The sequence below is a fragment of the Mesorhizobium sp. W050 genome (assembly GCF_054719535.1).
The window spans coordinates 4,872,869-4,893,335 of sequence record NZ_JBTTIH010000001.1; the positions used below are offsets into that span (position 1 = coordinate 4,872,869).

The 20,467-nt window shown below is 64.2% G+C and carries 18 protein-coding genes, 1 tRNA gene and 1 pseudogene; 6 read left to right on the forward strand and 14 right to left on the reverse strand.

All coding sequences use genetic code 11. The features are described from left to right. Positions 1 to 111 precede the first annotated feature (111 nt). A complete protein-coding gene (locus ACYG9Y_RS23390) occupies positions 112 to 819 on the forward strand; it encodes an SDR family NAD(P)-dependent oxidoreductase (RefSeq protein ID WP_023739672.1) in 708 nt (235 codons plus the stop codon). A 137-nt stretch (positions 820 to 956) separates the two neighbouring features. Here ACYG9Y_RS23390 and ACYG9Y_RS23395 read toward each other — a convergent pair whose 3' ends face one another. From ACYG9Y_RS23395 to aroA, 4 genes are all read right to left on the reverse strand, one after another. Continuing rightward, positions 957 to 1,778 (reverse strand): MOSC domain-containing protein, encoded by an 822-nt coding sequence (locus ACYG9Y_RS23395; protein ID WP_023739673.1) that lies wholly within the window; start codon positions 1,776 to 1,778, stop codon positions 957 to 959. A gap of 242 nt (positions 1,779 to 2,020) precedes the next feature. Next, positions 2,021 to 3,718 (reverse strand): 30S ribosomal protein S1, encoded by a 1,698-nt coding sequence (gene rpsA / locus ACYG9Y_RS23400; RefSeq protein WP_023671316.1) that lies wholly within the window; start codon positions 3,716 to 3,718, stop codon positions 2,021 to 2,023. A 202-nt stretch (positions 3,719 to 3,920) separates the two neighbouring features. Further along, positions 3,921 to 4,565, reverse strand: a complete 645-nt coding sequence (gene cmk, locus ACYG9Y_RS23405) for a (d)CMP kinase (protein ID WP_023739674.1) — start codon at positions 4,563 to 4,565, stop codon at positions 3,921 to 3,923. Between the two features lie 240 nt (positions 4,566 to 4,805). Continuing rightward, positions 4,806 to 6,164: a 3-phosphoshikimate 1-carboxyvinyltransferase gene (gene aroA / locus ACYG9Y_RS23410; protein WP_023739675.1), complete on the reverse strand. Its 1,359-nt coding sequence runs from the start codon at positions 6,162 to 6,164 to the stop codon at positions 4,806 to 4,808. Positions 6,165 to 6,370: 206 nt separating this feature from the next. On the opposite strand from aroA, the gene ACYG9Y_RS23415 reads away from it, so the two are divergent. From ACYG9Y_RS23415 to ACYG9Y_RS23425, 3 genes are all read left to right on the forward strand, one after another. Beyond that, complete coding sequence (locus ACYG9Y_RS23415) at positions 6,371 to 6,763, forward strand: TIGR02300 family protein (RefSeq protein WP_023683538.1); 393 nt, start codon at positions 6,371 to 6,373, stop codon at positions 6,761 to 6,763. Positions 6,764 to 6,936: 173 nt separating this feature from the next. Continuing rightward, a tRNA-Ala gene (locus tag ACYG9Y_RS23420) sits at positions 6,937 to 7,012 on the forward strand. Positions 7,013 to 7,114: 102 nt separating this feature from the next. After that, the gene (locus tag ACYG9Y_RS23425; RefSeq protein WP_023683541.1) at positions 7,115 to 7,504 is read left to right on the forward strand and encodes a hypothetical protein; all 390 of its coding nucleotides are present in this window, start codon (positions 7,115 to 7,117) and stop codon (positions 7,502 to 7,504) included. Positions 7,505 to 7,553: 49 nt separating this feature from the next. On the opposite strand, the gene ACYG9Y_RS23430 is transcribed toward ACYG9Y_RS23425, so the two are convergent. Genes ACYG9Y_RS23430 through msuE form a run of 5 tightly spaced genes read right to left on the reverse strand, consistent with a single transcriptional unit; the run spans position 7,554 to position 12,247 of the window. Further along, complete coding sequence (locus ACYG9Y_RS23430; RefSeq protein WP_023671311.1) at positions 7,554 to 8,318, reverse strand: ABC transporter ATP-binding protein; 765 nt, start codon at positions 8,316 to 8,318, stop codon at positions 7,554 to 7,556. A gap of 24 nt (positions 8,319 to 8,342) precedes the next feature. After that, entirely contained in the window at positions 8,343 to 9,341 is a 999-nt protein-coding gene (locus tag ACYG9Y_RS23435) for an ABC transporter substrate-binding protein (protein ID WP_023739676.1), read from the reverse strand. Positions 9,342 to 9,383: 42 nt separating this feature from the next. Next, complete coding sequence (locus ACYG9Y_RS23440) at positions 9,384 to 10,232, reverse strand: ABC transporter permease (RefSeq protein WP_023711343.1); 849 nt, start codon at positions 10,230 to 10,232, stop codon at positions 9,384 to 9,386. A gap of 25 nt (positions 10,233 to 10,257) precedes the next feature. Continuing rightward, positions 10,258 to 11,634 carry an LLM class flavin-dependent oxidoreductase gene (locus ACYG9Y_RS23445; RefSeq protein WP_023739677.1) on the reverse strand — a complete coding sequence of 459 codons (1,377 nt, stop codon included), beginning with the start codon at positions 11,632 to 11,634 and terminating at the stop codon, positions 10,258 to 10,260. A 55-nt stretch (positions 11,635 to 11,689) separates the two neighbouring features. Continuing rightward, the gene (gene msuE, locus ACYG9Y_RS23450) at positions 11,690 to 12,247 is read right to left on the reverse strand and encodes an FMN reductase (RefSeq protein ID WP_023683545.1); all 558 of its coding nucleotides are present in this window, start codon (positions 12,245 to 12,247) and stop codon (positions 11,690 to 11,692) included. Positions 12,248 to 12,307: 60 nt separating this feature from the next. Between msuE and ACYG9Y_RS23455 the strand changes: the two genes are divergently transcribed. Both ACYG9Y_RS23455 and ACYG9Y_RS23460 read left to right on the forward strand, forming a co-directional pair. Further along, the gene (locus ACYG9Y_RS23455; RefSeq protein ID WP_155923605.1) at positions 12,308 to 12,505 is read left to right on the forward strand and encodes a hypothetical protein; all 198 of its coding nucleotides are present in this window, start codon (positions 12,308 to 12,310) and stop codon (positions 12,503 to 12,505) included. A gap of 82 nt (positions 12,506 to 12,587) precedes the next feature. Then, positions 12,588 to 13,606, forward strand: a pseudogene (locus ACYG9Y_RS23460) (LLM class flavin-dependent oxidoreductase). 80 nt (positions 13,607 to 13,686) lie between these two features. On the opposite strand, the gene ACYG9Y_RS23465 reads toward ACYG9Y_RS23460, so the two are convergent. The 5 genes from ACYG9Y_RS23465 to ACYG9Y_RS23485 form a co-directional block, all read right to left on the reverse strand. Beyond that, entirely contained in the window at positions 13,687 to 14,532 is an 846-nt protein-coding gene (locus ACYG9Y_RS23465; RefSeq protein ID WP_023739678.1) for a fumarylacetoacetate hydrolase family protein, read from the reverse strand. A 146-nt stretch (positions 14,533 to 14,678) separates the two neighbouring features. Further along, on the reverse strand, positions 14,679 to 15,410 hold the full coding sequence (locus tag ACYG9Y_RS23470) for an SDR family oxidoreductase (RefSeq protein WP_023739679.1): 732 nt from the start codon (positions 15,408 to 15,410) through the stop codon (positions 14,679 to 14,681). A 291-nt stretch (positions 15,411 to 15,701) separates the two neighbouring features. Continuing rightward, on the reverse strand, positions 15,702 to 18,074 hold the full coding sequence (locus tag ACYG9Y_RS23475) for an aldehyde dehydrogenase family protein (protein ID WP_023739680.1): 2,373 nt from the start codon (positions 18,072 to 18,074) through the stop codon (positions 15,702 to 15,704). A 226-nt stretch (positions 18,075 to 18,300) separates the two neighbouring features. Beyond that, entirely contained in the window at positions 18,301 to 19,350 is a 1,050-nt protein-coding gene (deoC, locus tag ACYG9Y_RS23480; RefSeq protein WP_023739681.1) for a deoxyribose-phosphate aldolase, read from the reverse strand. 218 nt (positions 19,351 to 19,568) lie between these two features. Beyond that, entirely contained in the window at positions 19,569 to 20,396 is an 828-nt protein-coding gene (locus ACYG9Y_RS23485) for a ferredoxin--NADP reductase (protein ID WP_023683551.1), read from the reverse strand. Positions 20,397 to 20,467 lie beyond the last annotated feature (71 nt).

Here is a 20,467-nt window from a genome sequence, read left to right on the forward strand (position 1 = left end):
ACAACTGCCATGTCGAGATGTCGGTTGAGTGATCGTGCAAAAGGCGCGACGCTCTGCGTCGGCGCGGCACCACAAGCGACATAATCATAAGAAACGACAGGAGCGTCCAGGATGACGGAAACAGTTCAGGGCAAGCATATCGTGGTGACCGGTGGCACCGGGGCGCTGGGTGCCGCGGTCGTCGGCAAATTGCTGGCGGACGGCGCGATCTGCCATGTGCCCAATGCCCACGCGTCGGCCCCCACGCATTTCCCCTTCGCGGCCCATGATCGCGTCCGGCTGGCGCATAATGTCGATCTCGCCGATCCCGCCAAGGTCGATGCCTTCTATGACAGCGTTCCCGAATTGTGGGCCTCCATCCATCTGGCCGGCGGCTTTGCCATGGCCCCCGTCGAGAAAATCGAATCCGCATCCTTTGCCGAAATGATGGACACCAACGCCCGCACCGCCTTTCTGTGCTGCCGCGCGGCGGTGCGCTCCATGCTTGGCTCGGCCACTGCAGGCCGCATCGTCAATGTCACGGCGCGTGCTGGGCTCGATCCGCGCCGAGGCGCCGGCATGGTCGCCTATACCGCCAGCAAAGCGGCGGTGGCGGCGATGACCGTGGCGATGGCGGAAGAGCTGAAGCACAAAGGCATACTGGTCAACGCGGTGGCGCCCTCGACGCTCGATACGCCAGCCAACCGCGCCGACATGCCGGACGCCGATTTCGGCAGATGGGTCAGCCTCGAAGCCGCCGCCGAGGCAATCGCCTATCTGGCATCACCGGCCAATCTGGCAATGAGCGGAACGCTGGCGCCGCTCTACGGCCGCGCCTGAAGTTCCGCCGCGCAGAGCGGCTCATTTGGTTTGGCTTCCGATGGCGGCCTTTGCCGACCTCGCCTGATCTACAGCGGAGGTTGGCCATTCAATCATGGCGACCCGCCGACGCCTCCACGGCATTAGAAGGGCTGCGACTACGTCAGGTTCGAGACCCCCGCTTCCACGACCTCGACTGCGTCGCCGATGGCGATCGTGCCGGCGTTGTTGGGAATGGCATTCTGGCCGAAAATGATGCCGCCATTGGCGGAGCGGTGGATTTTGCCAAGCGTCTGCAACGGCTCGCGCGGGTCCGGCTGCTCGCCGCTCAACGGATCTCGGGTCGTGATGACGCACCGCGAGCAAGGCTTTGCGATGCGCAACTCGACAGCGCCGATGCGGATCGTCTTCCAGCTGTCTTCGAGCCATGCGCCGTCTGCGTCGACGACGATGTTTGGCCGGAACCGCGCCATCTCGATGGGCCTGGCAAGATGGCTGTTCAGATGGTTCAGCGAGCCTGTCGTGGCGATCAGCAGCGGAAAACCGTCGGCAAAGCCGACGAAATCGCCGGGCTGGCCGAATTCCGCATCGACCGGCCGGTTTTGCGGATCGTCGAAATAGACGAGATCGACGGGCCGGCCAAGAATAGCCGAGAGATAGGCGCCGGCGGCCGGATCGCCCGGCCGCGCGGCAGCCATATCCTTCCAGATCTTGACTTGCCGGAGCGCGGTGCCGGGAGCCGGAGCCTCGACGAAGTGCGAGCCATGCCTGTCATGTTTCAACAGGATGCCCGTTCCGCGATGCTCGACGTCGATCGTCGTCATATCAGGTATCTGGCGAATGGTGAGGAACTGCCCATCCTTGTCGACGACCATCCAGCGGCGGTCGCCTTCCATGCCCATTGTCTCGATGTCGGCGCTCGGCACGGCATGGCCGCGCAGGCTCTTGACCGGATAGCGATAGAGTTCGGCGACCTTCATCCCGCATGCTTCTCTGTTGCCCGAAGGGCCTTCCGTGTTTACGTCTGCAACGACGGCCGAGCCTACAACCGCGCGTGCGGAATTGAAGGGGTTGCACGGTCTTAGTCTTGTGCCAATCGCGCAGCCGAGCATGAAAAACCCGCGAGCCTTGCGGCCCGCGGGTTTTCTTGTTCAGGCTGCGCGCGAGGCGCAGCCGAGGCCTAGCTTGCGCGAAGCGGCTTACGCGCTGCGCGCGAAGCGGCTTAGCTGCCCTGCTTCTTCAGCGCGGCGCCAAGGATGTCGCCCAGCGAAGCGCCGGAGTCGGTAGAGCCGTACTGTGCGACGGCTTCCTTCTCTTCGGCGATTTCCAGCGCCTTGATCGAGACCTGCAGCTTGCGGGTCTTCTTGTCGAAGGCGATGACGCGGGCGTCCAGCTTCTGGCCGACCGAGAAGCGCTCGGGGCGCTGCTCGTCACGGTCCCGGCTGAGGTCGTTGCGCTTGATGAAGGTCTCGATGCCGCTGTCGACCAGCCGCACTTCCAGACCGCCATCCTTGATGCCGGTGACTTCGCAGGTGACGACGGCGTTCTTGCGCAGTTCGCCTGAAGTCGCGGCTTCGCCGACCGTATCCTTGGCCAGCTGCTTGATGCCGAGCGAGATGCGCTCCTTGTCGATGTCGACGTCGAGCACCTGCGCCTTGACCATGTCGCCGCGATTGTACTCTTCGATGACCTGCTCGCCCGGACGGGTCCAGTCGAGGTCGGAGAGGTGCACCATGCCGTCCACGTCGCCTTCGAGGCCGATGAACAGGCCGAACTCGGTCTTGTTCTTGACCTCGCCCTCGACCTGGCTGCCGACCGGATGGCTCGCGGCAAAAGCCTGCCACGGGTTTTCCAGCGTCTGCTTGAGGCCGAGCGAGATGCGGCGCTTGGCCGGATCGACCTCGAGCACCACAACGTCGACTTCCTGCGTCGTCGACAGGATCTTGCCGGGGTGCACGTTCTTCTTGGTCCACGACATTTCCGAAACGTGGATGAGGCCTTCGATGCCCGGCTCCAGCTCGACGAACGCGCCGTAGTCGGTGATGTTGGTGACGGTACCCTTGATCTTCTTGCCGATCGGGAACTTGGTGCCGATCTCGGACCACGGATCGCTCTCGAGCTGCTTCATGCCGAGCGAGATGCGGTGGGTTTCCTGGTTGATGCGGATGATCTGCACCTTGACCGTCTGACCGATGTTGAGGATTTCGGTCGGATGGTTGACGCGGCGCCACGCCATGTCGGTGACATGCAGCAGGCCATCGATGCCGCCGAGGTCGACGAACGCACCGTAGTCGGTGATGTTCTTGACGACGCCTTCGACAACCTGGCCCTCTTCGAGGTTCTGCACGATTTCCGAACGCTGTTCGGCGCGGCTTTCCTCGAGCACGGTGCGGCGCGACACAACGATGTTGCCGCGGCGGCGATCCATCTTGAGGATCTCGAAGGGCTGCGGGTTGTGCATCAGCGGGGAGACATCGCGGATCGGGCGGATATCGACCTGGCTGCGCGGCAGAAAGGCCACGGCGCCGTCGAGGTCGACAGTGAAGCCGCCCTTGACCTGGTTGAAGATGACGCCTTCGACGCGCTCACCCTTGGTGAACTTCTCTTCGAGCTTGACCCAGCTCTCTTCGCGGCGGGCTTTGTCGCGCGACAGGACGGCTTCGCCCAGCGCGTTTTCGATGCGCTCGACCATGACCTCGACCGTGTCGCCGACCTTGAGCGTCGAGTCCTTGCCCTTGACGCCGAATTCCTTCAGCGGCACGCGGCCTTCGACCTTGAGGCCGACATCGATGATGGCCATGTCTTTTTCGATCGCCAGGATCGTGCCCTTGACGACCTGACCTTCGCCGGAGTGACCGGTGGTAAATGATTCTTCGAGCAGGCTCGCGAAATCGTCGCGAGTGGGATTTGCAGCTGACATATTTTCTCCTGGAGTGCCCCGCATCTGAAGCGGGACGGGCGCCGTGGGTTAGCGTTGCGTTGGCCTGCCGACGTTCCGGGCTACAAAAGCCCTGGGCCGCCTAAGCGGCAATTCCGGCGCATGAAGAATGCTGGCAGGCTGGTTCGTGCCCGATATGGGTATCTTCGCTTCCGGCAATCGGTGGCAGCGGGAAAACCCTGGATCAGGCTTTATCTCTCTTGGCCAAGGCGTCGTCGATGATCGCTTTGGCCGCCAGAAACGCGGCCTCTATAGCCATTTCGGAGGTATCAAGCAAGTGCGCGTCGGCGGCGGGCTTCAGCGGCGAGTCGGCCCTGCCCATGTCGCGCTCGTCGCGGCGCATGATATCGGCAAGGATTTCGGCGAAATTGGCAGTGCCGCCGATGCTCTCGATTTCCGCCAGCCGGCGCTGCGCCCGCACCTGCGCACTCGCCGTCACATAGAGTTTTATGTCGGCGTCAGGGCACACGACCGTGCCGATGTCGCGCCCGTCGAGCACCGCGCCCGGCGGCGTTTTGGCGAAATCGCGCTGCTTTTCGACCAGGATGCGCCGAACGGTAGGGTAAACCGCTACCTTCGAAGCCGCTTCGCCGACAGCATGCGCCGACAAGACCGCCCGGTCGAGCTTGGCTAGATTGACCTGGCGGGCAGCGGTGTCGGCGGCCGAGACATTGTCGAGCGGCAGCGCGTGCCGGATCAACGCATAGGCGACGGCGCGGTAGGTGAGGCCGGTGTCGAGCAGGTTGAGGCGGTAGTGGTCGGCCAGACGTCGGGCCAGCGTGCCTTTGCCGGCGCCGGCGGGACCGTCGATGGCGATGGTGAAGGTCATTGGCGGGCCAACACGAAAGACAGACGCCGCGATCCTTCGCGCCCCCCTCTGTCCTGCCGGACATCTCCCCCTCCAGGGGGGAGATCAGAAGCTTCTGCGCCCCACTCTTTCCTGCAATTTCGAAAACTGGCGAAAGCCGCTGTGACGGCCGATCTCCCCCCTTGAGGGGGAGATGTCCGGCAGGACAGAGGGGGGCGCTGTCCCGCCGACATCTCTGCTTGCTTTGCGCTTGGCATCAACCTACCCAATCTCCGCGCCCAGCCCCGTCATCAGCCCCATGAACTCCGGGAAGCTCGTCGCGATCATTGCGGCGTCGTCGATGGTTACCGGCTTTTCCGTTGCCAGCCCCATCACCAGGAAGCTCATGGCGATACGATGGTCGAGATGCGTCTGCACCGTCGTGTCCTGGCCATTGGGATGGCCGCCCAGCCCCTTGCCGCCGGGCTTTCCGCGCACCGCGAGCGAAGCTTCGCCTTCGGTGCAGTCGACGCCGTTGAGCTTCAGCCCATTGGCAACCGCTGCCAGTCGGTCGGATTCCTTCACCCGCAGCTCTTCCAGCCCCTGCATCAACGTCTCGCCTTCGGCGAAGCTCGCGGCAACCGCCAGCACCGGATATTCGTCGATCATCGACGGCGCCCGCTCGGGCGGCACGGTGACGCCCTTGAGCTCGGAGTAGCGCACGCGCAGATCGGCAACATCCTCGCCGCCGGCATTGCGCGGGTTCAAGATGTCGATCTGGCCGCCCATTTCCTGCAACGTTAGAAGCAGGCCGGTGCGGGTGGGGTTCATCAGCACGTTCTCGATGACGATGTCCGAACCCGGCACGATCAGTGCCGCGACCAGCGGGAAGCCGGCCGAGGAGGGGTCGCCGGGCACGGCGATGGTCTGCCCCGTCAATTTGCCCTGGCCCTCGATGAAGATGTGGCGCACGCCGCGCTCGTCGGTCTCGACCGAGAGATTGGCGCCAAATCCCCTAAGCATCTTTTCGGTATGATCGCGCGTCATCACCGGTTCGATCACGGTGGTGATGCCGGGCGTGTTGAGGCCTGCCAGCAGCACGGCCGACTTCACCTGCGCCGAGGCCATCGGCACGCGGTAGGTAATGGGTGCGGCGTGTTTCGGCCCATGCAGCGTGATCGGCATGCGGTCGCCCGGCGTCGCCTTCAGCACCTGCACGCCCATCTGGCGCAAGGGTTCGAGCACGCGGCCCATCGGCCGTCCCGACAGCGATGCGTCGCCGATGAAGGTCGTTTCCATGTCGTAAGTGCCGACGAGGCCCATTGTGAGGCGGGAGCCGGTACCGGCATTGCCGAAATCGAGCGGGCCTTCCGGCTGCAGCAGCGCGCCATTGCCGGTGCCGCGGATCACCCACTCGGCGCCGCGCTTCTCGATATGCGCGCCCATCGCCTTCATGGCGGCCGCCGTGCGCATCACATCCTCGCCTTCGAGCAAGCCGGTGACGCGGGTTTCGCCGGAGGCAAGGCCGCCGAACATGATGGAACGGTGCGAAATCGACTTGTCGCCCGGCACGCGAGCGGTGCCGGAAAGGGCGGATGATTTGCGGGCGGTGGCCGGCTTGGCAGCGGCGGCGTGAGACATGGAATTTCCCTGGACGGAATGCCGGCGCACCGGCGCTTTTCATTTGTTGCGGCGGTCTCGTATCACGGCGGGCACGAATGGTCATCCCCATGGTCGTCGCTTGGCGCGAGGCCTTTCAGTGCTTGGTTTTGTGACGCCGGCTTTTCGCTTTGACAGCGCGGTAAACTGTGGTTAAGGGGACCACTCTTTTACTGACGAGGCTTGACGTGGCAAAAAACGAACTTGGCACAAAGCGTGTCGACCCTGAAACGGGCCGAAAATTCTACGACCTGAACAAGGACCCTATCGTCTCGCCCTATACGGGCAAGACGTATCCGCGTTCCTATTTCGAGGACGGCAAGATCGCCGCCCTCGAAGAGGAAGAGGAAGTGGCCGAGAAGGAAGTGGACGCCGAGGAAGAAGAAGGCGTTGAAGTCGTCTCGCTTGAAGAGGCCGACGAAGACGTCAAGGCCGGCGACGAGCTTCCCGATCTGGGCGACGACGAGGACGATGTCGATCTAGGCGACGATGAGGACGATACTTTCCTTGCCGACGAAGAGGAAGAAGACGACGACGTCGCCGACATGATCGGCGTCGGCGATGACGACGACGAAGTCTAGGAACGCTTCGAACGCATGCATTTAGCGGCGTTGACGGGCTATGACGAAAAAGCGGCCCTCGAAGGCTTGATCTTCAGGGAAGGCGGGGTTAGAAGCCGCCTGCACTAAACGGCGCGGTCCTGAAACCCGCGCCGGACCTCTCGCCGGCAACGGCGACGGCTGACTGCCGGAGTGGGGCCATAGCTCAGTTGGGAGAGCGCTTGAATGGCATTCAAGAGGTCGTCGGTTCGATCCCGATTGGCTCCACCAAACAGTCTTTTTCCGACGCTCGGTTTCGCGGCATTCGTGCTTGTCGCCTGCCAGTCGGCGCCTGAACCATCATCGCCGCCGCCAGCGCCCGCACCTCAGCCCATGGCGCCTGCCGCGATCTCTGCTCCTGATGGTGCGGCGGTCCTCGATCCATCCGTGCGGGTTATGCCGCCCGGCGAAGGCGTCCCGGCCAAATATGTCGCGTTTTCCGGCATATGGGGCGGACAGCTGGACGGGATGTATGACGGCAAGCTCGCCGTGCTGACGATTACGCGCGGCGGCAATGTCACCGCCACCTATGCCTGGGGCGATGTCGCCGACAACAAACCGGGCGTGGCCGATGGCGAAGGCAAGATTTTCGGCAACACGTTGAAACTGCGGCGCCTTCCCAATGGCGCGGACGTCAGCGCGGTCATTCAGGCGGACGGAACGCTGGCCGTCACCTATGGGCTTGCCGACCGAACCTATACGGGCACGTTCACCAAGCAATAATCGCGAGAGCTAATCTTCCGGGGGAGCCACGGCTGGCCCCTTCCCTTGATCAGTGCAATCCGAATTCGCGCAGCAATTCTTCACGGTAGCGCACGAAGCGGCTCTCGCTGCGCTCGCGCGGGCGTGGCAGGTCGATGTCGATCAACCGCGCCGCGCCGCCTTTCTCCTTGGGCAGGATCAGCACCCGGTCAGCCAGATAGATCGCCTCCTCCAGATCGTGGGTGACCATCACCATGGTGACGTTCTCCTCGCTCCAGATGCGCGCCAGTTCCTCCTGCATGCCGATCTTGGTCATGGCGTCCAGGGCCCCCAGCGGCTCGTCGAGCAGGAGGATCTCGGGCTGCACGGTGAGCGCCCGGGCGATGCCGACGCGCTGCGCCATGCCGCCGGAAAGCTGGCTCGGAAAAGCATCGGCGAATTCGGCAAGGCCGACCAGGGCGACGTAGAAGCGGGCGCGTTCCTCGGCCTGCCTCTTGGGAACACCGCGCACTTCGAGGCCGAACGCGACATTGCCGAGCACGCTCAGCCACGGCAGCAGCCGCGGCTCCTGGAAGATCACGGCACGCTCGGCGCCGACGCCATGCACCGGCTGGCCGTCGATCGCGACACCGCCGCTGTCGGCCGCCTCCAGCCCGGCCAGAATACGCAGCAGCGTGGTCTTGCCGGAGCCGCTGGCGCCGACAATGACCAGGCATTCCCCCGAACGAATGTCGAGGTTGAGCGTCCGCAGCACGGCAAGCTGGCGCCCGCCGAGGCTGAAGGATTTGGAGAGGTCGCGGATCGAGACCTCTCCGCCACGGTTGGAACCGGCCATCTTGTCTCTCAGCTATTTCAAAGCTCAGTTGATCTTGGTTTCGCCGGGCCGGTACAGGATGTCGGCGGCTTTCAGCTTGCCCTGGGCCAGACGGCCGTCGCGCTCCAGCACGGCGACCCAGAAGTCGATGTCGCGGTCGGTCGCCTGTGCACCTTCGCGCAGACCAAAGCCGGTCCAGTAGCGGGCGAGATCGCCGTTTTCACCGCGCTTGTCGAGGATAGTGGCCAGCACCTTGCGGGCTTCGTCCGGGTTCTGGCGCGACCAGTCCGAGGCGCGCGCCGACTGTTCGACGAAGTTGCGCGCCCCATCCGGGTTGGCGGCAATGAAGTCGCGCCTGAGTACGACGAAGCCGCCGGCGAGTTCGCCGAGCACCTGCGTGTCGTCGAACACGCCGCGCACGCCGCCATTGGCGACCAGCGCGCCGGCAAAGGTCGCCTGCCAGTAGCCGAGGCCGGCAATGTCGACCTGGCGCGAGCGCAGCGTCTGCTCAAGCTGCGGGCCGGGCACGACAATGAGGTTGGCGGCGGTCGGCGGCAGGCCGACGCTGTGCAGGGCCTCACGCACCGTATAGTCGAGATGAGCGCCGAGCGTGTTGACCGAGATGGTCTTGCCGGCAATGTCGGCGATCGATTTGATCGGGCTGTCTTCCAGCACGTAGAAGACGCTCTTCACATCCTTGTTGATGCCGTTGCTCGGATACGCCGCGACGAAGTCGTTGCCGCCCGAGATTGAGTTGATCACCGCCGCGGTGGCGGCCGAGCCGATGTCGACGCTGCCGGAAGACAGCGCAAACAGCGATTCCGGTCCACCCGAGGAATAGCCGACATTCTCCAGCTCGACGCCGAGCCCTTTGAAGTAGCCAAGCTCGTCGGCCAGCTCGTGCGGGGAGATGCTGCCACGGCTGGCGAGGTAGCGGAACTTGACGGCTGCGGCTTGCGCAAAGGCCATGCGCGGCAGGCCGGCGGCGATGAGGCCGGCGGCAAGCGGCGCGCCGGCAAGCAGCGAACGGCGGGTGATTTTCATGATCGGGTCCTTCCTGGAGGTAAACGGTGAGGGGCGGACTGCTCAGTTGACAGGATTGCTCCAGCGACAGAGCCGCCGCTGCAGGGTGACCAATGCCTGGTTGGCGATCAGGCCAAGCCCGGCGAGGATGACGATTGCCGCAAACATCAGCGGGATCTGGAAATTGTACTGCGCGTTCATCACCTGGAAGCCGATGCCCTTGTTGGCACCGATCATCTCGGACGCGATCAGCAGCAGCAGCGCGGTGGTGGCGCTCAGCCGCAAGCCGACGAAGATCGACGGCACGGCGCCCGGCAGTACGACGCGGCGAAACACGGTGAGCCGGCTCGCACCATAGACGCGCGCCATTTCAAGCAGCTTGGGATCGACTTCCTTGACGCCGCTGGTGGTATTGAGCAGCAGCGGAAACAGCGTCGCCCAGAAGATGACGAAGATCTTCGAGGTCTCGCCAAGTCCCAAGAGCAGGATGAACACCGGATAGAGCGCCAGCGCCGACGTCTGCCGGAACACCTGCAGGATCGGATCGAGCGCGGTTTCGACCGGGCGCACCTGGCCCATGAACAGGCCAAGCGGAATGGCAACGGCGACAGCCGCCGCAAAGGCGATGCCGGCGCGTTGCAGGCTGATGGCGATGTCGCCGAGCAGGCTGCCGCCGGCAAGCCCCTTCCAGAGTGCGACGACGATCATGTCGATCGGCGGCAGCACCGCCGCGTTGACCCAGCCGACGCTGCTCGCCACCTGCCAGAGCGCCAGGAAGCCGGCAAGCACGCCGTAGCGCTTCAGGAAGCGAACAGCCGCCTTGCTACCGAGGTTCAGGAAGTCGGTGCCGAGCCCGGTTTCGCCACCACTGCGGCGAACCGTGATCTGCCGATCGATGTGCTGCAGCGTCATTGCTTCACCCCTTCGATTGCCAAGGTCATTCGGCGGCAAGGACGGTCGAGCGGGCGACGGTCCATGGATTTTCCGGGCGCCTGAGGCCGAGATTCTCGCGCAGCGTGCGGCCTTCGTAAGCCGTGCGGAACAGGCCGCGCCGTTGCAGTTCGGGAATGACCAGGTCGACGAAATCGTCGAGCCCGCCGGGCAGCCAGGGCGGCAGGATGTTGAAGCCGTCGGCCGCGTCGCTGGTGAACCATTCCTCCAGCTGATCGGCGACCTGCCTGACGCTGCCGACGATGGTGTAGTGGCCGCGCGCCGTCGCTACCCATTGGTAAAGCTGGCGGATGCTGAAATTGTGCTCGTCGGCAATCTGCCGGATCAGCGCCTGGCGGCTTTTCATGCCTTCGGTTTCCTTGCTCGGCGGCAACGGGCCGTCGAGCGGATAGCCCCTGATGTCGAGCGTCTGGCCGGCCAGCCCGTTGAGCAGGGCGACACCGTCCTCGGGCAGGATAAGGTCGTTAAGCTGTTGGTATTTGGCACGGGCCTCGTCCTCGGTGCGGCCGACGAAGGGCGCGACGCCCGGCATGATCAGCACCTGGTCGGGATCGCGGCCGACTTCAGCCACGCGCGCCTTGATGTCGCGGTAGAATTCCTGCGCCGTCTCGAGCTTCTGATGGGCCGTGAAGATGACCTCGGCCGAGTGCGCGGCAAGCCCACGGCCGTCTTCCGACTGCCCCGCTTGTACGACAACCGGATGTCCTTGCACCGGGCGCGGCACGTTGAGCGGACCCTTGACGCTGAAATGCTCGCCCTTGTGGTCGATGTCGTGCAATCTGTCCTTGTCGTAGAAACGGCCCGACTGCTTGTCGCGGATGAAGGCGTCATCCTCCCAGCTGTCCCACAGCGCCTTGACCGTCTCGACATGCTCATGCGCCCTGGCATAGCGCTCGGCATGGCTGGGCTGGACGTCGCGGTTGAAATTGCGTGCCGTTTCGTCGCCGGCCGAGGTCACCACGTTCCAGCCGGCGCGGCCGTTCGACAACAGGTCGAGCGAAGCAAATTTGCGCGCCAGCGTGTAGGGCTCCTCATAAGTGGTGGACGCCGTTGCGATGAAGCCGAGATGCGTCGTCAGCGGCGCCAGCGCCGCAAACAGCGTCACCGGCTCGAAGCCGGCGATCTTGGCGTTGCCGCCCTCGCGGGCGCCGAGGCCGACGGTCAGGTTGTCGGCCAGGAAATAGGCGTCGAACAGGCCGCGCTCGGCGGTCAGCGCCAGCTGCTTGTGGAACTCGAAATTGGTGGCGCCGTCGGCCGGCGCATCGGGATGACGCCAGGCGGCGATATGCTGCCCGCCGCCGGGCAGGAAGGCGCCGAGCTTGATCTGCCGCGGCCTGCTATCGGACTTGCTGGTTCGGGTCATTGCAGGCGTCCTTCTGGTCTATGCGGGATGGACTATTGCGTCGCGGATCATGGTTTCAGGCGGCAAGGACGACGCTGTAGGGCACGCCGGCCACCCGGCATGCCTCGGCAACCGCCTGCCGGGCTCGCGCCTTGACTGCCTCTGACACCAGCACGCCATCGGCAAAGTCCTTGTCCGAGGCGTAGATCGCGGTCGGCAGGGTCTGCGCCTCGAAGAAGCCGAACAACGGCCGCAACTGGTGTTCGACGACAAGCGAATGACGCTCGCCGCCGCCTGTTGCCGCCAGGATGATCGGCTTGCCGCGCAGCGACGACGGGTCGAGCAGGTCGAAGAAGTGCTTGAACAGCCCGGTGTAGCTGCCCTTGAAGGTCGGGGAGCCGACCACCAGCACGTCGGCGCCGAGCAGCTGCTCGATAATACCGCGCGCCGCCGGATCGAGATCGCCAAGCTGTCTTGCAGGCGCAAAGGACGGGCCGAGATCCTCGATGTCGAAAACGCTCAAAGCCGAGCCGGCCCGGCTCGCCACCTCACCGGCGATGTGGCTGACGAATGCCTTCGTCTTGGACGGACGGGTCAGGTTGCCGGACAACCCCACCACCAGCTTTTTTGACATCCGAGGCTCCTTCTCGCAAACGCACTATCCGCATTAAGCCTACCGATTTTGTAGAATTAAATGAGCGAGAAGATTTCAAAACCGGGCTCTGAAGCGAATGGAGTTTGCGGTACATCGCCTTTGGTTGGTTCATTTGGCCCCAAAAGCGCCGCGGCAGATGCTGACGCGGTCGCGCAAGGCATCGCCGGGGACCATGGCCTTGGTCCTTTGCGCACCGATGGGTATCGTCGCGAAACCGTCAAGGGCCGGCGGCATTGACACTGCGTTGTGTGAGTGTCGATTGAACCCGATCGCGTGGGCGACGAAGTACGCAACTGGAATCAAAGAACAGGATGCGCGCATGAAGAAGATCGGCTTTCTTTCCTTCGGCCATTGGTCGCCCTCGTCGCAATCGCAGACGCGCTCGGCGTCCGACGCGCTGCTGCAGTCGATCGACCTGGCCGTCGCCGCCGAGGAGCTGGGCGCGGACGGCGCCTATTTCCGCGTCCATCATTTTGCCCGCCAGCTCGCTTCGCCGTTTCCGCTTCTGGCCGCGGTCGGCGCCCGCACCAGCCGCATCGAGATCGGCACCGCCGTCATCGACATGCGCTATGAGAATCCGCTGTATATGGCCGAGGATGCGGGTGCTGCCGACCTGATCGCCGGTGGCCGGCTGCAGCTTGGCATCAGCCGCGGTTCGCCGGAGCAGGTGATCGACGGCTGGCGCTACTTCGGCTACGTGCCGCAGGACGGCAAAAGCGATGCCGACATGGCGCGCAACCATGCCGAGGTGTTTCTGGACGTGCTGCGCGGCGAAGGTTTCGCGCAACCCAATCCGCGGCCGATGTTCCCAATCCTCCGGGAATGCTGCGGCTCGAGCCGTTCTCGGCCGGCCTGCGCGACCGGATCTGGTGGGGTGCCGCTACCAACGCCACCGCCGAATGGGCGGGCAAGCTCGGCATGAACCTGCAAAGTTCGACGCTGAAGTTCGATGAGAGCGGCCAGCCGCTCCACATCCAGCAGGCCGAACAGATCCGCGCTTATCGCGCGGCGTGGAAGGAGGCCGGCCATGCGCGCGAGCCGCGCGTGTCGGTCAGCCGCAGCATCTTTGCGCTGGTGAACGACCGCGACCGCGCCTATTTCGGCGGCGGCAGCAGCGAAGATCATTTCGGCTATATCGAGCCTGAGAAGCTTGCCGTCTTCGGCCGCTCCTATGCCGCCGAGCCCGATGTGCTGATCGATCAGCTGAAAGAGGACGAAGCGATCGCCGAGGCCGACACGCTGCTTCTGACCGTCCCCAACCAGCTCGGCGTCGAGTACAACGCCCACGTCATCGAGGCGATCCTGAAGCACGTCGCGCCGGCTCTCGGCTGGCGCTGACAAGAGGCGCCAGCCGCCGGGGAAACAAAGAGATTGAGCGTTTCGCCGCCAAACGGTGAAACGCTCAAGAGAAGAGGCGGCTAGGCATCCGCCTTGAAGGTCTGCTTCTGCTGGCCTAGCCCCTCGATGCCCAGTTCCACCACATCGCCGGGCTTCAGGAACACGGGCGGCTTCATGCCCAGCCCAACGCCGGGCGGCGTGCCGGTGGAGATGATGTCGCCGGGGTGGAGCGACATGAACTGGCTGAGATAGGAAACGAGATAGGCGACGCCGTAGACCATGGTCCTGGTCGAGCCGTTCTGCATCGTCTTGCCGTTGACCGTCAGCCACATTTTGAGGTTCTGCGGATCGGCAACCTCGTCCTTGGTGACAAGCCACGGCCCGGTCGGACCGAACGTGTCGCAGCTCTTGCCCTTGGTCCACTGGCCCTGGCGCTCGGCCTGGAAGGCTCGCTCGGACACGTCATGGGCAACGGCATAGCCGGCGACATAATCCAGCGCCTCGGCTTCGGTGACGTATTTGGCTTTTCTGCCGATGACCACGGCGAGTTCAACCTCCCAGTCGGTCTTTTCCGAGCCGCGCGGGATCAGCACATCATCGTCGGGACCGACGATGGCCGAGCTCGCCTTCATGAAGATGATCGGCTCCGGCGGCACGGCGGCGCCGGTTTCGGCGGCGTGGTCGGAATAGTTCAAGCCAATGCAGATGAACTTGCCCGTGCCGGCGACGCAGGCGCCAAGCCTCGGGCTTCCGGGTACGGCCGGCAGCGACTTCGGGTCGAGCTTCGATAGCGCATCGAGCGACGCCGGATCGAGCGCCTTGCCGGCAATGTCGGCGACATGACCTGAAAGATCGCGGATCGTGCCATCCGCATCGAGCAGGCCGGGGCGTTCGCTCCCTATCTCGCCATAGCGCAGCAGTTTCATCTTGCTCTCCAAATTGCGGCCCAAGGCCGTTTTCAAAACTCGTTCCGCCAAGCGATGACTGGGTGGACTCTGGCTATCGGACCCGACCTAGGGCAAGCCGGACTTTAGAACTGTTCGAGCCTGGACCTGCGGATCGAGGCTATTGCTCAGATCGACCAGCCGCCGTCGATATTATAGGCCTGGCCTGAGGTGTACGTGGCGCCGGCGAGGTAAACCGCAAGGTCGGCGATTTCCTCGGGGGTGCCGAGACGGCCCATCGGCTGGCGGGCGATGAAGGCCGCCCGGGCGGCGTCATAGTCGCCCTGCGCATGCATGCGGTCCTGCAGCGACGGGCTTTCGACTGTGCCGGGGCAGATGGCGTTGCAGCGAATGCCCTTGGCGACATAGTCGGCGGCGACCGCCTTGGTCAGGCCGATCACGGCCGCCTTGGTGACGCCGTAGGCGAACCGGTTGGGCACACCCTTGCCGGCGCCGGCGACGGACGACATGTTGATGATCGAGCCATCGCCGCGCTCCAGCATGCCGGGCAGTACGGCCCGAATGGTGCGGATCATGGCGCGGACATTGAGGTTGAAGGCGAAATCGAGATCGGCGTCCTTCATCTCGAGGATAGACCCGGAATGGACGAAGCCGGCGCAGTTGAACAGCACGTCGACGCAGCCGATTTCGGCGAAGCCGGATGCCACCGCATCGTCGTTGAGAACGTCGAGCTTGCGGGTCTTGATGCCGGAGGTCTTGGCGAGTTCGGCCAGCAGCGCCTCGTTGATGTCGGTGGCGTGCACGATGGCACCTGCCTTGGCGAAGGCCAATGCGCTCGCTCTGCCGATGCCTTGTGCCGCCGCGGTGACGACAACGACCTTGCCTGCTAGATCCGCCATGCGTTTCTCCTCGCCCTCTTTGGCCACTGCTCGGCCCGATTTACTGCCGGCTGACTGGGGCGTCCCGTGCCAGACAGGCGCGACTATGCGGCCTGCACAATCCATCAGTCCTTAAATAACAAATGTTTTTTCTGGTTAAAGAACACATGTCCAAGCGTCAAGCCCGAACGCGATCACCTTCGCGACGGCCGATGTAATACACATCGCTTGCTCTGATGCAACAACATGTATGACAACCGGACAACGAGTCACGCTGCCATTGTTTACTCAAGCACAGCGCGCTCAGGGGCATTAGTCGCCGTATGGCACCCAGACGTTCTTCACTTCGACGGCGCGGCGCAGCAGGGCATCGCCGGCGGCCTCGTCGGAGGCCCAGTCGAGGCTGCGGCCGTTGCCGGTCCAGACGCGCTTGAGATTGCCGACGGAATCGGCCTCCGCTTTGGCGCAGGTGTCGGCATCGGCGAACAACCACAACCCGTCGACGTCGTCATGCTTGGCCAGCACGCCGGCAAGCTCCGCCGTGCGGCCGGTGACGATGTTGATGGCGCCGGCCGGAACGTCGGAATATTCGATCACCTGGTAGAGATCGGTGGCAAGCAGCGGGTATTTTTCCGACGGCACGGCCACCACGGTATTGCCCATGGCAAGCGCAGGTGCGGTCAGGGAGATGAAGCCGAGCAGCGGCGCGCTGTCCGGGGCGACGATGCCGACGACGCCGACCGGCTCGTGCAGCGCCAGCGTGACGGCGCGGGCCGGTGGCTGATGCACCCTGCCCTCGAACTTGTCGGCAAGGCCGGCATAGAGGAAGAGCCGCTCGATGGACTGTTCTACTTCCTCCCGCGCGGCCTTGGCGTTGGCGCCGGTCAGTTCGGTGAGGCGGGCGGCGAACTCGCCGGTGCGGCCGGACAGGTTTTCGGCAAGATAATAGAGCACCTGGGAACGATTGTAGGCGGTCGCCTCCGGCCACGCCTTGCAGGCGCGGGCGGCGGCAACGGCGTCGCGGATGTCCTTGCGGCTGCCGAGACCGACTTCGCCGGCGAGCTTGCCCTTGGCAGTGGCTATCGCCAGCGAATAATTGCCGTCGGGCCGCACCTGCTTGCCGCCGATGAACAGCTTTGCGGTACGATCGATGGCGCCGCCATCCGATTGCTCGACGGGCTGCGCCGAAGACGCCGTCGGCTTGATCACCGGGCCGAGCGGCAGCTTTGCCGAGAGATACTCGAACATGCCCTCGCGCCCGCCCTCGCGGCCAAAGCCGCTTTCGCGATAGCCGCCGAAGCCGCAGGCGGCGTCGAACATGTTGGTGCCGTTGACCCAGACGACGCCGGCCTTCAGCTGCGGCGCGACATGCAGCGCGAGGTTGATGTTTTCGCTCCACACCGAGGCGGCCAGCCCATAGCGCGTGTTGTTGGCGAGTTCGATCGCTTCCTCGGTGTTGCGGAAGGTCATGGTGGCCAGAACCGGGCCGAACACCTCTTCCTGCGCCAATATATTTGCCGGCGAAACACCCGTGGCGAGCGTCGGCAGATGGTAGTAGCCGGAAGACGGCAGCACCGCGTCGGGCTGCCAGCAGACGGCGCCCTGTCTGGCGCCTTCTGCGACCAGGCCCTTGACGCGGTCCAGCTGGATGGCGTCGACCAGCGGGCCGATATCGGTGTTCTTGTCGAGCGGGCTGCCGACGCGAAGCCGGCTCATCCTGACCTTGACCTTGGCGATCAAGGCATCGGCAATGCCTTCCTGCACCAGAAGCCGTGACCCGGCGCAGCAGACCTGGCCCTGGTTGAACCAGATGCTGTCGACCAGTCCTTCGACGGCGCTGTCGAGATCGGCGTCCTCGAAGACGATGAAGGCCGACTTGCCGCCGAGTTCCAGAGACAGTTTCTTGCCCGATCCGGCCGTGGCTTTCCTGATGATCTTGCCGACTTCCGAGGAGCCGGTGAAGGCGATCTTCTGGACGCCGGGATGGTTGACGATGGCGACGCCCGCTTCAGGTCCACCCTGGACGATGTTGACGACTCCCTTCGGCACGCCGGCGCGCTCGCAGATTTCGGCGAACAGGATGGCGGTGAGCGGCGTGAACTCGGCCGGCTTCAGCACCACCGTGCAGCCGGCGGCGAGCGCCGGCGCGATCTTCCAGGCCAACATCAGCAGCGGGAAATTCCACGGAATGATCTGGCCGACGACACCGACGCCCTTGTGGCCGGGGAAATCCTTGTCTAGAGCCTGCGCCCAGCCGGCGTGATGGATGAAATGGCGGATGGCCAGCGGCACGTCGATGTCGCGGCTTTCGCGGATCGGCTTGCCATTGTCGATTGACTCAAGCACTGCGAACAGGCGCTGATGACGCTGCATCGCGCGGCCGATGGCGTAAAGCACCTTGGCGCGCTGGTAGCCGGAGGACGCCGACCATTTCGGCAACGCCTTGGTGGCTGCGGCAACGGCTGCGTCGATATCGGCGGCGCCGGCATCGGAGATCTTGGCCAGCAGCTTGCCGGATGAGGGTTCGCTGGTCTCGAAGGTCTTGCCGCCGCCTGCTGCCTTCCAGCCGCCGTCGATGAACAGCGCCTTGCCGAAATCGCGTCCGGCAAGCCAGGCATCGGCCTCGGTGCGGGCTTCCGGCGCCGGGCCGTATTCCATGGCGTGATAGCGTTCGAGAATGTTCATGACGCGCTCCAGATAATCGTCTTGGCAGGCGCTCTGTGGCGCCCCCCTCTGTCCTGCCGGACATCTCCCCCACAAGGAGGGAGATTAGCCTTCGCGCCTGTCGGCTCTGAAACGTCGACAATTGGCGAAATCGCCGACGTTAGCCAATCTCCCCCCAAGTGGGGGAGATGTCCGGCAGGACAGAGGGAGGGGCGAAGGAACACGACGTTCAAGGCCTTCATCCGCCTCACGCCATTGCGTGGCGGTGATTGGCCGAATAATGCCCGGTCAGATGGTGCTCGAGCTGGCGCTCGATGTCGGTGAGGAGGCTCGAGGCGCCGAAGCGGAACAGGTCTGGCTCCAGCCATGGCCGGCCGAGCTCCTCCTTCATCAGCACCAGCCAGTCGAGCGAAGCCTTGGCTGTAGAGATGCCGCCGGCCGGCTTGAAGCCGATGAGAAAGCCGGTCTCCTCGAAATAGGCTCGGATGGCGCGCACCATGGCAAGGCCGACGGGCAGCGTGGCGTTGACGCTTTCCTTGCCGGTCGAGGTCTTGATGAAATCGGCGCCGGCCATCATCGCCACCATCGAGGCCAGCATGACATTGCGCAGCGTGGCGAGGTCGCCGGTGCCGAGAATGACCTTGAGATGCGCATCGCCGCAGGCTTCGCGCATCGAGACGATCTCGTTGTAGAGCTCCTGCCACTTGGCGCCGAAGACCAGGCCGCGCGGGATGACGACGTCGATCTCGTCGGCGCCGTCGCGCACCGATGCCTCGATCTCCTGCAGGCGGGTCGACAGCGGCGCAAGGCCGTGCGGGAAAGCGGTGGAGACGGCGGCGACATGGATGCCGGTGCCGCGCACGGCATCAACAGTCGTCGCGACGAATGGATGATAGACGCAGACCGCCGCCGGGCGGATTTTTTCGCCCTCGATGCCAAGCCCCTCGACGATGTCGCGGCGGAACGGGTTGATCGCCTTGGCGCACAGGCGGCGCACGCGCTCTTCGGTGTCGTTGGAATTCAGCGTCGTCAAATCCATGCAGGAGACCGCGCGCAGCAGCCATGCGGCCTGGTTGTCAGCCTTGATCGAGCGCCGCTTTGTGAGGCTGGCGACCCTGCGTTCCAGCGCCGAGCGGTTGACCGAGCGCACCGATTCCATGAAGCCGAGATCGAGCCGCATGCCGGTGTTGCGGGCGATGCCATGCGATTGCGGCACGGGCGTGTTGGCGGCCGCACGTGCCGGCAGCGGCGTGACCTTGGACGCGCCGAGATCGGCTTCGCGGATTGTGCTGCTCATCTCCTGCCCTTTCGCTCGACGATTTTACGTCGTGGTGCGTGTCGTTGCTCCCGGACCGCATCACGGTTTTTAGGCGACGCACACCGAAGATAGCCCGTGAAGCATCGCTTCACGAGTCCTTCAAGCGGTCATAGCGGAAAAAGGCGGCGAAAGCAGCTGAATCTGACCGCATGGTCAAAATTCCAATCGAGAAGCAGGCGCCGAAGCGCCGGCTGATGTCAGCCGACGAAAGCGCGCTCGACGACGAAGGTCGAGGGATGGCTGAGCGAGCCCTCATGGAAGCCGAGGCTTTCGGCCATTTCCTTGACGTCCTTCAGCATATGCATCGAGCCGCAGATCATGATGCGGTCCGTCTCCGGATTGAGCTTCTCGATGCCGAGGTCGGCGTAGAATTTGCCGGAGCCGATCAGCGCCGTGATGCGGCCCATGCGCGCCGATTCTTCGCGGGTCGTTGAGTTGTAGAGCGTGACCCGGCCGCCGGTAAGTTCGCCGATCAGCGGATCGTTCTCGAGCGCCGCCACCAGCTCCTGGCCATAGGTCAGTTCGGCATTGTCGCGGCAGGTGTGGGTCAGGATGACCTGATCGAATTTTTCGTAGGTATCGGGGTCGCGCAGAAGGCTGGCGAAGGGCGCAATGCCGGTGCCGGTCGAGATCATGAACAGGCGCTTTGCCGGGGTCAGCGCGTCGACGACCAGCGTGCCGGTCGACTTCTGGCGCATGATGACGGTGTCGCCAACCTGGATCTTCTGCAGCTCGGAAGTCAGCGGGCCGTCCGGCACCTTGATCGAGAAGAATTCCAGCTCTTCGTCCCAGGCCGGGCTGGCGACCGAATAGGCGCGGTACACCGGCTTTTCGGCATTGGGCAGCCCGATCATGACGAACTCGCCGGAGCGGAAGCGCAGCGACTGCGGACGGGTGATGCGGAACGAGAACAGGCGGTCGGTGTAATGCTTCACCGAGACGACGGTTTCGGCATAGACATTGGCCGGAATCGGAAACTGCAGCGGACGGGCGCCGGCTGTGTTGAGTGCGGATGTGGTGTTCATCAAATCCAACTCTGTCTTGCCCACGCCTGTGCGGGCGCCAAACCGTTTCCTGCGCGCACAGACCATTCAGG

Coding starts and splice junctions, on each gene's coding strand:
- ACYG9Y_RS23485 (WP_023683551.1), bottom strand. CDS start 20,396: ATGAACACCACATCCGCACTCAACACAGCCGGCGCCCGTCCGCTGCAG.
- ACYG9Y_RS23395 (WP_023739673.1), bottom strand. CDS start 1,778: ATGAAGGTCGCCGAACTCTATCGCTATCCGGTCAAGAGCCTGCGCGGC.
- aroA (WP_023739675.1), bottom strand. CDS start 6,164: ATGTCTCACGCCGCCGCTGCCAAGCCGGCCACCGCCCGCAAATCATCC.
- deoC (WP_023739681.1), bottom strand. CDS start 19,350: ATGAGCAGCACAATCCGCGAAGCCGATCTCGGCGCGTCCAAGGTCACG.
- ACYG9Y_RS23440 (WP_023711343.1), bottom strand. CDS start 10,232: ATGACGCTGCAGCACATCGATCGGCAGATCACGGTTCGCCGCAGTGGT.
- rpsA (WP_023671316.1), bottom strand. CDS start 3,718: ATGTCAGCTGCAAATCCCACTCGCGACGATTTCGCGAGCCTGCTCGAA.
- ACYG9Y_RS23425 (WP_023683541.1), top strand. CDS start 7,115: ATGGCGCCTGCCGCGATCTCTGCTCCTGATGGTGCGGCGGTCCTCGAT.
- ACYG9Y_RS23445 (WP_023739677.1), bottom strand. CDS start 11,634: ATGACCCGAACCAGCAAGTCCGATAGCAGGCCGCGGCAGATCAAGCTC.
- ACYG9Y_RS23455 (WP_155923605.1), top strand. CDS start 12,308: ATGAGCGAGAAGATTTCAAAACCGGGCTCTGAAGCGAATGGAGTTTGC.
- ACYG9Y_RS23475 (WP_023739680.1), bottom strand. CDS start 18,074: ATGAACATTCTCGAACGCTATCACGCCATGGAATACGGCCCGGCGCCG.
- msuE (WP_023683545.1), bottom strand. CDS start 12,247: ATGTCAAAAAAGCTGGTGGTGGGGTTGTCCGGCAACCTGACCCGTCCG.
- ACYG9Y_RS23465 (WP_023739678.1), bottom strand. CDS start 14,532: ATGAAACTGCTGCGCTATGGCGAGATAGGGAGCGAACGCCCCGGCCTG.
- cmk (WP_023739674.1), bottom strand. CDS start 4,565: ATGACCTTCACCATCGCCATCGACGGTCCCGCCGGCGCCGGCAAAGGC.
- ACYG9Y_RS23430 (WP_023671311.1), bottom strand. CDS start 8,318: ATGGCCGGTTCCAACCGTGGCGGAGAGGTCTCGATCCGCGACCTCTCC.
- ACYG9Y_RS23435 (WP_023739676.1), bottom strand. CDS start 9,341: ATGAAAATCACCCGCCGTTCGCTGCTTGCCGGCGCGCCGCTTGCCGCC.
- ACYG9Y_RS23470 (WP_023739679.1), bottom strand. CDS start 15,410: ATGGCGGATCTAGCAGGCAAGGTCGTTGTCGTCACCGCGGCGGCACAA.
- ACYG9Y_RS23390 (WP_023739672.1), top strand. CDS start 112: ATGACGGAAACAGTTCAGGGCAAGCATATCGTGGTGACCGGTGGCACC.